The organism is Caryophanon latum (genome assembly GCF_001700325.1).
GTDB lineage: Bacteria > Bacillota > Bacilli > Bacillales_A > Planococcaceae > Caryophanon > Caryophanon latum.
The window spans coordinates 58,617-73,549 of the sequence record NZ_MATO01000056.1 but is presented as its reverse complement, the minus strand read 5'-3'; the positions used below and the strand labels follow the sequence as shown (position 1 = coordinate 73,549).

The window sequence follows — 14,933 nt, the reverse complement described above, 5'->3', positions numbered from 1 at the left end:
CCCTCTTCTTATAGATGTAAATAGTCTTGTCTTAATACTTTTCCGATTTCTTCATTTAAACCGCGGCGGAATTTATAACCAGCAAAATCTTTTTCGATATTAATTAATTTGCGCATTACTTTAATATCAACGTTAAATTCTTGGCATAAAATTTCAAGTTGCGATGTTTGTTCATCTGTTAAAAGAGGTCGATCATCTTTTTCCCAGTCAATTTGATTTGATTTGCCATACACATATTCATAAATAGAAGGCACTGTGTCTGTCCACTCACCTTGTTTTAACCAAACTCGACGAATTTCTTTCATTTCTTCAATTGAAATAAGCTCGTAGTTTGGATCTTCTGGATGAATAATATCACGTTGTACTTGCAATAATTTCTGCAAAATTTCTTGTCGTGTATCCATTGTATAAGGACCTAATCCGAGTTGTGCATATTTTTCAATACGTTCACCATCTAAAGTTTCTTCTTCGTATTTAATTAATAGCATCTGATCTTTTGGCTCGCTTAAATCAATATTATGTTCCTGTAAATACTTTTGTAGCTCATGCTTTTCAACGACTGCATAATCTGCAAACGGAATTTTTGCAGCTGCACGTCCAGATTTTTTAGGGATAGCTACATATTGAACACCATCTTGTTCAACGATACGAACATCACGGAAATAAATTTGTCCGTTCATGCGATATTTCATGCGTCGTGTGCGATCGTCACGAATTGTTGTAATCCAATTACGGAAATCAAGAAGTGGTTTCATCCAGTCATGACCACTTTTAATAAAGCCTGTTAATGCTTTATCTTCAGTAACAACTGTACATACCCAACAACCAAATCGGCTATTACCACACGAACCAGCACTTTCTTTAATGTTTTTATCAATGACTAATGGACATTCACCACTGCTTGAATCTTGATATAAACGATGTAATTCATAGTTATCATCTCCCCAAGGTGAAGGATAATTAAGTAAATAATTCCACACATCATCTAGTGAAAAACTACGAATTGGCGCATAAACGTACGCATTAGGTAGCGTTGAATGGCGCATAAAACGTTGCCCTTCTACACTATGCTCACGAATACTATTACCGCGAGAAACACTTTCATCTTCTCGTACACCTAGTACCATAATTACTTCGCCAAAAGTAGAAACTTTATTCATTATGAATGAATTGGCAGGCTCAATTTTTAGTCGATCTGTACACCAACGAAATGTTTGATTTGGTGTAGGATAGCCACGTCCAATTAAATTTACCCAAAATGAATTTTTAGGTTCCGGTTTTACTTTATGTGTTTCAATTGGAAGTCCTGCTTTAATTGCCGCGTCTTGTATACGTGTTAATGTTGTATTAATTGAATTAATGATAAGTGGCGTTTCAATTAATGTATCTGAAGAAATGACATAAATTTTTTTATGGAGCTCTGTTGCATCAAGTTCTAGCAATGCTTCAAATACTAATTGTACGACAACAGTAGAATCTTTTCCCCCACTATAGCCCACCACCCACGGTCTTGGGTCAGCTTTATATGCCTCTTTAATTTGTTGCTTCGCTAAATCAACAATGGATTGTTCGTTTGAAAATAAACTTGAAATGAAACCTGCCATCTAAAAAACTCCTTTATTACTTGTTTAAACGATAATAATGATCTAATAGTTCTCTAATACGTTCGGCAGTGCGACCGATTGTTTGTCCTGTTTTCTGTATTCTTCCATTTTCTAAAAATGCACGACCTAGCCAATCTGTTGTATTTGAACGACTCCAGTCGATGTTTTGTAAATATACTAGTCGTTCTTTCCAACTGTTAGGGGAATCGAGTTTTAACTGTTTACCGACTTCTCCTAAAGCCTCTACAAAGACACTATGCCCTACAATAGAATTGATACGTAAGTCTCTTGGTGTTAAACGTTTCTCCATTACATCTTTCCACTCAGGTATGAGCGGACAAATATGACTCCAAAAGTCCATCAAAAATTGTTGTTCGTCAGATGATAAAGCGTCCCCTTTATTTTTAGAAATCAACCTACGATTTGTATTGTAAATAAAATTTAACGCAAAAATTTTAGGTGAGTTTTTTGAGAGGGAAACGCGCTCATTATCAGTATACCGCTTTAAAAGGGGAATTGATGCAACGATATTTTTAGTAATTAACGCAAGTGGATCACGATGGTCATACAGAATACCGATAGATGAAGTCGTATTAACGGAATGTAAGTTTAAATCTGAAAACATCTGTTGAGAGCGACTGAGACCTGCATCGTGAAAAAATACAACTGATATAGTCTCATCACCTAATTCGGGTGTAATTTTAAGCGCTTCTTCAATCGCTGCCCTACGGTGTTGACCATCATTAATTAGAAAGCGAGAATCCATGCTGATACGTAACATCCCTAAATCGAGCATTGTTGAACCATTATTATTGAATGGTTCAAATACAATTTCACCATCAATCGAAGCGGTAATCGATGAAAAAACGTAGTCAGAGGGATTATCTAAAATATAATTTGTCAATTCAGGGATTCGAGAGCGATTTAATATACGTTGGGCTCGATATGCAGCTGGTATTTCTTCTTCATCGAACAAAAAAATTTTAGGTATTAGACGTAACGGACACATCACAACAAAATACTCTTTTGTTGCCTGCTTTCCTCGCAATGCAGGAAAATTATAAGTAAATGATAAATCCATATATGACATCCTTCCATATTACGTACGTAAATACTGCTAATTATAACATTCAAGTTCTTATAATAAAATAATTTTTCTTTATTTAAGAGGAAAAGGTGATAAACATGGAATTGTTTGTCATAATAGGTCTATAGGAGCTATTCAGTAAGGAGTGAGAAAATTGGAGAAATTATTTTTAAGCTTTTTAGGTAATTCTTTACCACATGCTGCGTTATGTGCAAAACAAATGGAAGAATTATTTTTTATAGATGCAAGTGGGGCATTAGCGAAATCTCGTTTGTTCATTGAAGAAGTTATTAAAGGTGTTCTAACTATTGAAGAAATCGAATTGTCCATGACAGCGAACTTATATGAAAAGTTAAATTACTTGCACGATCAAGAGTATATGCCAAAGACGATTTATCAAGCATTCGACGTTATTAGACGTGCAGGAAATAAAGCTGTTCATGATGCGGGCTTTAGTGATATGAGCCAAGTATATAGTGCTCATAAAAAGATGTATGAAATTGCAGTATGGTACTACGAAGTATATACATCTGAGGAAATAAAACTTCCGGTTTATGAGGTGCCAAAACCCATTGTTCAAAGTTCAGGATTAACTGAAGAAGATGTCGAAAGAAAAATAGCAGAAATGTTTCAGCAAACTACACAAATAAGTTCAGTTATAAAAGAAGTCGATGTGAAAGAAAATCCATATGAACTTTCTACATTAAAAGGAAGTTATCTTGAACGAGAAATTATGCGTCTTCGTATTTCAGCAGCTGAAGCCGTTGAAAATGCGCAATCGTTTAGCGAGTTCAAGAAGTATTTACATATTAAAAGACCTATTCAAGAACAAGTAGAACGTACATTAATTAGTCGTAATGAAGAGAAAAGAAGCAACCTAATTTTATTATGTGGAAGTGTTGGGGACGGTAAATCGCATTTACTCGCTTATTTAAATGAAACGCAACCAGACTTAATAAAAGACTATAAAATTTACAATGATGCTACTGAAAGTTTTTCACCTAATAAAACAGCATTACAAACTTTAGAAGAATTATTTAAAAACTTTTCAGATCAGCATTTCGAAGAACAAGAAGAAAAGGTCATTATTGCTATTAACTTAGGAGTGCTGCATAACTTTATTAATCATAACCATGAACATTACACATACGAAAAGTTAAAAGCATTTATTACAGAGAGTCAGATATTTGAACAAAAAGTATTAACGAATTATTCAAATGATGTATTTGATTTAATTTCGTTTGCAGACTATCAAGTGTTTGAACTAGTGCCAGGTGGAACAGAATCCAGTTATTTAACAACGCTTATAAAAAAAATCTGTGTTCAAACAGAGGACAATCCTTTTTATCTAGCTTATTCAAAAGATATCGAGGAAGGCAGAACATCTATTTTGCATGAAAATTATATGTTTTTGAGTAATGTATTTGTGCAAAAACAAATTGTTAATCTTGTCATCCAAGCGATTTTACAGTTTAAAATTTCTGTATCATCGAGACATTTTTTAAACTTTATTGCCGATCTACTAATTCCGAATGATTTTAATCATGAAGGACAATTAAATGAATATGATCGTTTAAAATACTCGTTACCAAATATTTTATTTAATAGTCAAGGACGTTCACAGCTACTAGATGTTATTGCACGTTTAAATCCTATTCATTCGCGTAATGAAACAATTGATACGTTATTAGTTTCTTTGAATACGCTTTCAGATTGGCGTAATTTGATCGAAGAACGTATTCATGAAGAACACGCAAAGAGATGGCTATTACCATTTTCGAATGGTTCAGAAACTATTAAAGAATCGTTTGAGTTATTTGTAGAAAACTTAGTAGCTATTTTATATTTAACGGATAGTCATTTTGCGGAAAATTTAAAAAATCCAGTGTATCAAAAATATGTAGAATATGTTTATGCATTTAACAAATGTGAGATGAGCTTAATTAAAGAGTTTTATAGAAATTTAAAACAAGCGATTTTTAATTGGAAAGGTACGCCATTAACTGATTATATTTATTTAAATCGACTAGATAATGAATTAGCAACTGCGCAAAAACTAAAACTAAATGCAAAGACTAATCATTTAGAAAGTTCTAAGCTTATGAATTTACACTCGTTTAAGCCATTTATTACGGTTAAGTATGCAGACGATGCCAATGTACGTGCGGAGTTTCTAGAAGTAGATTATTCATTATATGAACTGCTAACGAAAGTTGTAAATGGATATCGTCCAAATAAAAAAGATGCTGAAGATGCAACAACATTTGTAGAATTTTTAGAGAAGATTATGTTATTTGGTGAAAAATCAAAGGAATTAATATTTGATTTCATTGAAGAGAATGTTAAATATAGCTTAAAGATTGATGAGTTTGATAGTTATGTTTTTGAAAAGGTGGATTAAAAAATGACAAAAGTATTACTGATTGATGAGTTTGTATTACCTAAAACAGGGCAGCATCGACTGACCAAACCTAAAGTACTCTTTCCATTCTCGTCTCAACATCATGCAACTTATTTGAAAAATAACTTTAAGCTTGTTATTAGTGAGCTTGCTCGTAATGTTACGCGTTATAATTTAGATAACTCTGCACTAGAAAATATGTCTCAATACTATGAGAATGCAAATCCTTTGAGTGAGTACATTGGTAGCAGTAACAAAATTGAATTTAATAATGATGTGGATCGAGTCAATTTCATTCGATTTATCGATTCTTATTTATTTAATCGAGACAACCAAATGAAGATTATTCACACTTATTTATATAATTTTATCGGAGAAAGTGAAGCGGGGCAAATTGTTATTCGTAATATAGCCGAATTTATTAATAGTATATTCATTGGTGAGGATGAAGAGCTTCAAAATATTTTTAAAAATAAAGAAACAGATGATTTGCTGACAAAAATCATTGTTGAAGAAATTGAAAGTTTGGTCAGTGGTAAAAAGAAAGATACTAAAGCTAAATATGCAAATGTGTTGCCAGACTTTGTTAAATTGTTTAAAGAAGATTTGAAGTTTCTAGTGAAACATAAAGATTTTTTTGTAGCGAATTTTGAAGCGTTTATGAATTATTATGTGTTTATGTATTTTTGTCAAACTGTATTGCAATTTGAAAAGTTATCCAAAGCTTCTGGTGATGTGCAACCGATTTATTTTGCTCTAGATTGGGAAGCAGTTACAAAAAAACGTGCAGTTGCAAGCTATTTACACGGATATAAATTTATTAAAGAACATGCACCAAATTTATTTATTCATGAATTTGTACTGCGTTTTTTAAGTCACAACTTCTTCAATGAACACGCCGAACAAGAACTTGAAGTGTATAGCTATAGCAAATTACTAGCTGAAGTTGAAAGTCATGGTGAACAATATACAAAGCAATTTATTATAGATTTACAACAAGCAATTCAAACGTATAGCGATTGGGCTGGATTAGGGAAAGTAGATACATCGTCTCAACATATCGATGAATTACTCAGCCAATTATTAAAATTAGTTGAAAGTAAAGTAAGTAAAGATGTTATGGCTCGTTATGCTACAGCACTCGATTCCTTAGCATTCGAAACTTTTTTAAAGCAACGTGGGAGCTTAGGTTATCTATTAAATATACAGCATAGTTTTTTAATGTTAATGACAGCTGTTATTGTAAAAGATGAGCGTATGCCATTTAAGGATTTACTAAAAGAATTTGAAAAACGAGGAATCGCATTTGATCGACATTCAATTGAAGAAATCGTTACATTATTTGATAATCATAATATTTTAGACAAAAAAAGTGATAGTGGTGATGCACAGTATGTTAAACCAATTTTATAATTATATAGCAGCAGAAATGATTAACTTTTGGAAAGACAATGGCGTTGAAAAAGGAAATCGATTTTTCTTTCGACTTGATTCACATGAAGAAGTGGCAAATTTAGTTGAAGCGCTCAAGCAATATGATACGAGCATAGTTGAAGAGTTTGAATATGTTCATGAACAAGGCGAACCTTATAAAACATATGTACTTCTCTTTGGTGATGTGAAGCTTGTTGTAGCTGCTACAGGGAAGTATGTTAAAACCGATTATTTAGCATTAATTCGAAATTTAGTAAGTGAGCAAAAAGGTATTTGGGAAAATACGGCGTTAGTTAGCCTTGTATGTGAGCAACTTGATACGATTCCAGGTGGTAGTCTAGATTTGCAAAATGAAGGTATGCCGTTAAATGCAAAAGTGATTTATAAACACTTGTATACGAAAATTCAAGACAGTAATTTAAATAAAGCTGAAAAACTCATTTTAGCAGATAATTTGGATAAGCTTATACAAGACTATTATTTAATGAAATTATCAATTTTTGATTTTGAAGAAATTTTAGTTACATTGCAAAAAGGAAGGATTGATTCGGAAGACTATAAAGAGTTAGGGATGTTTAAAGATCCTGACTTAGATTCATTTTCGGGCAAACCTTTAAAACGACGCATCGAAGAAAATCGTGAAATGTATGAATTTATACGTAATGCGCATGAACATAATCAATCAGAAGAACAATTACAAAATAAATTTAATCCAGATTTCTCTAAAGAATTATTGAAAGAAAACTGGGAAGAAATCGCATATACGCAAATTCAAAAAGAATATAATAAGTTTACAGAAGCTAATAAGTCATTAAAAGTTGTATATGAAAAACTAACGTCTGATGACAAATTAGTCATTTGGGATCGAGCAAGCTCAGAATCCGCAGCAGGTAAAAGAAAAAGACAAATTATTATTTTCAATCCAAAGCAATTAAAACAAATTAATATTGTAGCTAAATTTTCTTTAGAAGGTGCCGTTAAATCACTAAAAAAAGAATTTGTAGGTAAGAATGTTGAAAATGTAACAGTAAAAAATACAACCATTCATATTCAGGTGCCTACAAGCGAGACGAAGGCAACTTTTAAATCCGTTACATATAAACACGATAAGAAGCCTTCGTTAGGTGTAGAATTAAATATTTGTGTTGTTCCATTAGGTGAAGAACTATTTATACCAGTTACATCTAATTTCAATGTTAACACGAAGAAAAATCAGCTTTTATTAAAAGCAAATACAGGTGTTGTGAAGTTTGGAAGCCAGTATCCTATAGTCAATGTTGAGATGGCTAAAAATAATGATGTTGTTAAAGCGGAGCTAATAGGTCAAACGGTCGTTACGATTAGTCCACATTTATTTGGTGAGGAAGAACCGATTCAATTCACATTGAAAGTTGATCAAGTTTTAATACCGGTTTTAATAGACAATGAGCTAACAGATTCTATCCCAATTCCTGGTGCGCGTATTTCAAAATTAGTACGTGAATCAATGACGGATATGAAATGGAATCGTGATATGAATCGTTTAATACATCAACATCGAGAATATTATTTAGAAAGCAAATATGAACAATTTTTCGAATGGGAATTTAAATGGCTTGAGGAAGGTATGCGTGCAGGTGAAATTCCAGCAGGTGTATTAACGACTAGAGATGTGGAATTAAGCGAAGAATTGCGTGAAGCATATAGTCGCTTCTTAACATATTTTAAAAAGCCTATGATTCCAAGTTTATGTCATGTATGTGAAGATTATCGAGATCGTGCTAAGGCATATATTGATGCGTATATCCATGAGATTTCATCATTTAATAACGGCGTTCCAGCGGGTAAAAAAGCAGTAAATCTTTATCGATTAGGAACGATTGAAGCGAATGACATTGTTTATATTACACCTTTCCATCCTTTAATGGTTGCTTATAAGTTAATGATGTATGAGCAACTAAAAAATGAAGAAATTGATGCTATTATTTTATCTCGATTAACGCCTGAAGCATTACTGCCTTTTATTGAAAAAGGAGAGCTATATCGCCCACAGCACCAAGCTGATGCAAGTGAATGGATGATTTTAAAATCGGTTAATCAAGTGACACTGGCTGATTCCGTACAGTATTTAGCTAATGTCATTACAGACAAGATGAAGCAGTTTAAAGAACATTTTGGCTACTTATTTACACAAACATCAAAAGCACCTATTTTAGTGAACATCATTAACTTACCAGATGATTTTGAAGTGTTAATTGGTATTTTAAACTTTTTAATTACTGAAATTAAAAATAAAGGTGTTATACAAGTAAAACCAATTGAAGTGACATTATATTCAAACATGCAAACTTCTAGTGCTTTTGAGAAGTTTGCAAAGCTAGATACATTGGAGCAATTTATTAAGTATACAGGTTTGACCTCGATCAATAATATAAAAGATGTAGAAGCGGATATCGTTTTACGTACGTTACGTGAAAACTTGTATTTCTACCGAAAAATGACGAATAATGATGTTACCGATTTGCGTTATGCACATATTACGTTTTACAAAATGCATGCTCAAGAAAGTTCTGCTATGCAGTCGATGGAAGATATGAAATCAGATATTGCGTTAAATGGTTTGTATGCAAGTGTTTCAGCAATGCGTGATACAGAAACATATAAAGCAGGATTTGGGATTAAAGATTATGAAATTCAAGATGCAGATTATTTAGTTAAAACAGCTTATTATGTAAATGAATTAATTGCGAATGCACGTAACGATGGCAGTGATTCATATGTAAAAGGTAACACAATACTTTCTCGTGTTAATGCTGCAGATGAAACAATATTATTAGAAATATTTAAACATTCACATTGGGTGACTTTTATTGATCCAACAGTAGATTTAGAGTATTTTAAAAACTTTAATAACGATTTAGTCGTAATTCATTATAGTGATCAATATACATCATCGAATAAATTTGATGCGATCACTGTAACACATAAATCAGGACAGTATTATAAAGTAATTAAAGAGTTTTTAAGAAATAAAGGTATTGATGGTACTGAAGAAAATATTAAAAGTACCATTCAGGCATTTAATACGTTTAATGGGGAATGGTTGTTACGTATTATTGGAACAAAAGGTTATGCAGATCGTGAAAAACTAAGTATTGTATCAGCAATTAAATATACATTAGCTATTTTAGATCACGAACATATTCGTTGGATTCCAATCTCGTTAGAAGAAGTATTACGTGTTGCAGGTGTCTTTAACCTTTCAAAAGCAGGTGGTATTTTCTCTGCTAAAAATTTAGGGCTGACTGGCGCAACGAGTGACGACTTATTATTAATTGGAATAGAAGAAAAAGCAGATCAACTGTTTGTTCATTTTTATCCAGTCGAAGTGAAAATTGGTATTAATAATAATGATGTTGTGGCAAAAGCAAAGATACAAGTATTGAAAACGAAAGAAGTGTTAATGGAAACATTAACTAAGAAATTCCGTGGCACATTTAAAGAAAAGTTTTATAAAAATTTCTTTGTTCAATTGTTAATAGCCAATGCTAGTAAAATGGTACAAGGAGACATATGGGCTGAAAAAGATTATCAGCTTTCAGGAGAATTAAAAGAGAAATTAGTAAAGCTAGATTTTGAAATCACAAATTATTTACAACCATTAATCGGTCACGGAGCAGTTGTAACCTTTACTGAAGGAAAATCTGCACGCGCCAATTATATGGATGAACAGCAAATAAACATGATTGAATTTTCACTTGAAGATGGTTTTAATGGAATTGTGCAGCCGATGGAATCTGTCCGTAATTGGTTACAAGTAGAGGAAACAGACTTTATTAAAGAGCGGTTTTTAAGAAACAAATATACGGCAGATTATGAAATAGAGCAGGTCAATGATCTAGACTTAGAGGAGATAGAACTGTACTCGGTCGTTCCGGAAGCTGATAAGGATGATTTACATCTTGCTATCGAAGGGCATAATATACTAGAAGCAGAAGCAGAAGCAGAAGCAGAAGCAGAAGCAGAAGCAGAAACAGAAACAGAAACAAAAGTGCCTGCGTTAAAAGATGTTCGTTTGAAACTTGGTCGAGTCGTAAATTCAAACAAAGAAGTGTATTGGGAATACGGGCATAATGATTTAGCAAACCGTCATCTTCTGATTTCAGGAAAATCTGGTCAAGGTAAAACGTACTTCATGCAATGTGTTTTACTGGAAAAATCTAGACAAGGTATTTCGAGTATTGTAATTGATTACACAGAAGGATTTTTACCAAATCAACTGGAGGAAGATTTTGTTGAAAAGCTGGGGTCTCGTTTGAAACAACGCATAGTATATATTGAACAACTACCAATTAATCCATTTGCTCGAACTACACGGACAATTGGAGCGTTGGAGCTGGAAGAATCCAATACGGATATTGCGGAACGTATTAAAAGTGTATTCTCAGCAGTTTATACAACTTTAGGTATTCAACAACTGAATACGATTTACGATCGAATATTGGTAGGTTTAGAACGTTATGAGAATAAAATGGATTTACAACGTTTAAAAGAACTTTTAGAAGAAGATGGCTCAAGTACGGCATTAAAAACATTATCTCAAATTCGTCCTTTAATCGACCGAAATCCATTTACATCAAGCGAAACAATCAATTGGCAAGATGTTATTGATGCACATGGTGATGTATTCGTTATTCAATTGACGGGTTATCCACGAGATGTACAGCTCATTATTACAGAGTTTATTTTATGGGATTTATGGAACTTTTCTGTTCGAAATGGTAGCAAACAATCTCCGATGCCTGTTATTATGGATGAAGCGCAAAATTTAGATCATACAGAAGAAGCTCCTTCAGCACGTGTGCTAACAGAAGGACGAAAATTTGGTTGGTCTGCTTGGTTTGCAACGCAATTTTTGAAGGCGCAAATGCACCCGAGTGAGCTTGCTCGTTTACAAAATGCAACACAAAAAGTTTATTTTGCACAATCAGAAGAGGATATCTCATATATTGCGAATTCGTTAGCAAATGAATCTGGTGATCGAAAATATTGGGAAGAAAAACTATCGAATTTGAAAAAAGGTCAATGTATTGTACAAGGCCCAGAATTAGAAGCAGATGGACGTTTATCTCAACCGAAAACAGTAGTTGTTGATATTATCCCTCTTCATGAACGTAATTAACTAGAAATACCGTCAGCGAGTAATTCGCTGACGGTATTTTTAATTTAAGATTGCTTCATAAATGTTTTCAAGAGATGTTTTATTTTGTACAATTTCATGTAACTTTCTTATCCCTTTTTCTATTAGGAAAGCGAAATACTTATTAATATCTTTATCTGTTATAACAGTTTCGTATTCATTAATAATTAGGTGTTTGAAAAGTAAAAATTCTTGTTCCTTTATAATGTTTTCTGGAACTAGCCATTTTTCAGTAGCTTTATATAGATTTTCATCTAATACATCGTTTGGTTCAATCAGCGAAATCCCTTTTGCTAGCGCAAGTTTAATAATAGTAGGTGTTTCATCGATCGATAAAATAATTTTAAATGAATCGATAATATCTTTTGCTTCTTTTGAAATATAAAATTTACTATTTCCCATTAGCGATTCTCCTTAATAAATTTAAAATAGCCATCTCGAATAATGGTATATTTTTTCTCTTCGTTATAATCAAGCATATATTGTTTATAAGAAGATTTTTCCATCAATTCAATATAATCACGCGTGATTTCAGTGTCTGTTGATAAAATAATTACTTGGTGACCTAAATGACGATAATAGTGCTCAATTAAGTGAGATCGGTGATAGCTATCTAATCGACCTAATGGCGTATCAATGACTACAGGTAATTTTAGGTTAGATGCACGCGTTAATGCCCAAATAAATGCAGACGAAATCATTTGCATTTCACCAGCAGAACGATCATGTAAACTAATTTCTCTCATTTTGTCATTGTATAGTCGAATGCTATATGTTTCCGTATCGAATTCAATTTTGCCAAACTCATCTTGTTTTCTAAACAGCTTCTTTAACATACTTTCAAACTCTGTTTTAATAATAGAGGTTTTTAAAGCTGTATATTCTTCCTCATATTTAATGAGTGCTTTAATCGTTCGATCTAAATATTGCATTTCTGCATATAGTTGGTCGGCATTGCCACCAACAGCTACATTTTTAGAAAGCTGTGTTTCAAGAGAACGTTTTTCTTCCAAATATGTTCTAATTTTTTTATCGAATGATTGTTTGAACATTTGATACTTTGCAATTTGCTCAGTTTTTTTGCGAATTTGCTCTTCTTCAATAGAGGTATCAGCAGCTTCTGGCGCATTTTGGAGTTGTAATAAAATTTCTTCTTGCTCTGACTTTAAGCGATCAATCGTATTAATTAAGTTTGTAACCTTTGAGGCATTTGTAATTGGTAAAGAAGATAAATAATTTAAGTCGTTTTTATTTAAATCATGTAATTCTAATAAATTAGGAATCTCAACTTGTTTTTGATTATTTAATTTTAGCCAAACTGACTCACCATTTTCTTTTAACTGTGTTTTTTGTTCTAACGTTAATGGCGGGTTAATAGCTGTTTCAAGTAATTGCATGATAAATTTTTCATACGGTTGTAGCTTCGTTTCTAACTGCGTTTGTTGAAGCAATTTCTTTTCTCTAACATTCTTTTCTACTTGTAAACGAGATTTTAATTTTGTAATGTTTTTAGCTAAAATTATGGAGAACATATCATTTTGGAAATGTTGTTCTAGCTCTTTTTCTGCTGCTGCTAAATTCGCTTTAATGGAACCAAGCTTTACAGAAATTGTCTCACGGGATTTAGAGTTATGAAGCAATTTTTCTTTACGAGCTTCTTGTAAAGCATCTCGTTGTGTTGTTTCCTCTTCTATTAGTTTCGCATATTTTGCAGATTTTTCACGCGTAGAACTCAGCTCTGCATTAACATTATCAAGCTCACTTTGTAGTTTGTCTACCTTTACCGAATTACTAATTTTAGCAATATCTTTTTGTAGTTTTGTTTTTAACTGATATAAATCTTCAATTAGTTGGTCATTTGATTGAATGCCAGAAATCTTTTTAATAGCATCTTTCATTTCTTCTGTATTCTGTTTTTCAACTAATGTACGAATCTCTTCACCATCAAAAATGACAAACGGTACAGCGTGAAATGGAATAACGCTATCAATTAAACGATTATACGAATCCATTTGCTGAATCATCATTTTTTTAGGAATATTGCTCCCTGGTTTTTTTATAGCAATTTCGCGTTCTTCTTGGCTAATGATCTTGAATGAATCTACATGCCATTTTACACTCAATGTCCATTCTTCACCTGCATCTGTTTCTAATACAAGCGATGCGGAACAATCACGTCCACCTTCTTCAAAATATGTGTTATTAATGACATTTGAAAATAACTTCTTATATTCGGCTTCAATAACAGTTTTAGATGTACTATTTGTAATGCCTCGTTTACCAAATAAAATATATAAAATTGCTTTTAGGAAAGTAGTTTTTCCTGCACCATTTAATCCACCTAAAAGAATAATATTTCTTTTTTCATCTTGTGTTACATTTTCAGGAATATGTAAATCAACTTCTTGTACACCATAATATGTTTTGTAGTTTTTAAATGTTAATTTTTTAAAAATCATCTGACTAGCACCTACTTTTGTTGTTGGTTAGTGGCATATTTGATCATGCCGTAATATTCGTTTATACGTTCGCCAGACGTGTTTGTCTCATAGCTAAATTTCTTTGATGAACTAATAATATCTACTAATGTTTTAGCTGAAATATTGTGCTCTTTTGCGATATTTATCAAAAGTTTTTTTTCTTCTGTATTCAAAGAAAAGCCTCCCTTCTAAAATATACTAAAATTTACTATAACAAATTTTTGAGATTTAAGCATTATAAAAGAACTACTTTTTTTGAAGTAATGATGTCTAGGGATTTAATTATATGTTAAAATGATGGGAATTCACTTTTAGAAAGGGGTTTCTTTTATGGAAAAATGTGATAAATGCCAAACTGAAATGCAAGAAGAAGCGATTCCAACAGATTATTTTCAGGTACACGGAGATCAAGGAAAACTAATACATGTTTGTGGAGATTGCTACTTAGCATTAGCGAAGCAATTTGTTGAAGAAGAGCACGACCATTGTCAATGTGGTGCAAAACTTGTATTTGCTTATGGAGACGACTATGAAGAAATCATTGGTATGGGACGCATGGAATGGATTTTGCCATTAATTTGTAGCGAAGCGAAAAAGCTAATTGATGCTGGTGCTGAGCGTGAAGATTTAGAAGAAGAACATGAAGTTGATTATATGTTATATACTTATAACGTACCTGATGATGCGATGAATTGGGAATAAGTTTAAATATAAATACTCAGTGAACCCGCCGCGAGCATTTCGTGGC

At 32.5% G+C, this 14,933-nt stretch carries 9 protein-coding genes; 4 read left to right on the top strand and 5 right to left on the bottom strand.

Features of this window, described 5'->3' with window-relative positions; genetic code table 11:
- Positions 1–8: 8 nt before the first annotated feature.
- Positions 9–1,604, bottom strand: a complete 1,596-nt coding sequence (gene dndC, locus A6K76_RS13150) for a DNA phosphorothioation system sulfurtransferase DndC (protein ID WP_066465821.1) — start codon at positions 1,602–1,604, stop codon at positions 9–11.
- A 16-nt stretch (positions 1,605–1,620) separates the two neighbouring features.
- Positions 1,621–2,685 carry a DNA sulfur modification protein DndB gene (gene dndB / locus A6K76_RS13145; RefSeq protein WP_066465819.1) on the bottom strand — a complete coding sequence of 355 codons (1,065 nt, stop codon included), beginning with the start codon at positions 2,683–2,685 and terminating at the stop codon, positions 1,621–1,623.
- Positions 2,686–2,845: 160 nt separating this feature from the next.
- On the opposite strand from dndB, the gene dptF reads away from it, so the two are divergent.
- Genes dptF through dptH form a run of 3 tightly spaced genes read left to right on the top strand, consistent with a single transcriptional unit; the run spans position 2,846 to position 11,687 of the window.
- Positions 2,846–5,092, top strand: coding sequence for a DNA phosphorothioation-dependent restriction protein DptF (dptF, locus tag A6K76_RS13140; RefSeq protein ID WP_066465818.1), 2,247 nt, complete (start codon positions 2,846–2,848; stop codon positions 5,090–5,092).
- Between the two features lie 3 nt (positions 5,093–5,095).
- Complete coding sequence (gene dptG / locus A6K76_RS13135) at positions 5,096–6,505, top strand: DNA phosphorothioation-dependent restriction protein DptG (RefSeq protein WP_066465817.1); 1,410 nt, start codon at positions 5,096–5,098, stop codon at positions 6,503–6,505.
- On the top strand, positions 6,486–11,687 hold the full coding sequence (dptH, locus tag A6K76_RS13130) for a DNA phosphorothioation-dependent restriction protein DptH (protein WP_066465816.1): 5,202 nt from the start codon (positions 6,486–6,488) through the stop codon (positions 11,685–11,687). The genes dptG and dptH overlap by 20 nt, the downstream gene beginning before the upstream one ends.
- 39 nt (positions 11,688–11,726) lie before the next feature.
- On the opposite strand, the gene A6K76_RS13125 is transcribed toward dptH, so the two are convergent.
- The 3 genes from A6K76_RS13125 to A6K76_RS13115 are packed head-to-tail and all read right to left on the bottom strand — an operon-like array spanning position 11,727 to position 14,358.
- Positions 11,727–12,107, bottom strand: coding sequence for a hypothetical protein (locus A6K76_RS13125; RefSeq protein ID WP_066465814.1), 381 nt, complete (start codon positions 12,105–12,107; stop codon positions 11,727–11,729).
- The gene (gene dndD, locus A6K76_RS13120) at positions 12,107–14,164 is read right to left on the bottom strand and encodes a DNA sulfur modification protein DndD (protein WP_066465812.1); all 2,058 of its coding nucleotides are present in this window, start codon (positions 14,162–14,164) and stop codon (positions 12,107–12,109) included. Before dndD ends, A6K76_RS13125 begins: the two co-directional genes overlap by 1 nt.
- Positions 14,165–14,175: 11 nt before the next feature.
- A complete protein-coding gene (locus A6K76_RS13115) occupies positions 14,176–14,358 on the bottom strand; it encodes a DNA modification system-associated small protein (RefSeq protein ID WP_066465811.1) in 183 nt (60 codons plus the stop codon).
- Positions 14,359–14,515: 157 nt separating this feature from the next.
- On the opposite strand from A6K76_RS13115, the gene A6K76_RS13110 reads away from it, so the two are divergent.
- The gene (locus A6K76_RS13110; protein WP_066465810.1) at positions 14,516–14,887 is read left to right on the top strand and encodes a hypothetical protein; all 372 of its coding nucleotides are present in this window, start codon (positions 14,516–14,518) and stop codon (positions 14,885–14,887) included.
- Positions 14,888–14,933: the final 46 nt, after the last annotated feature.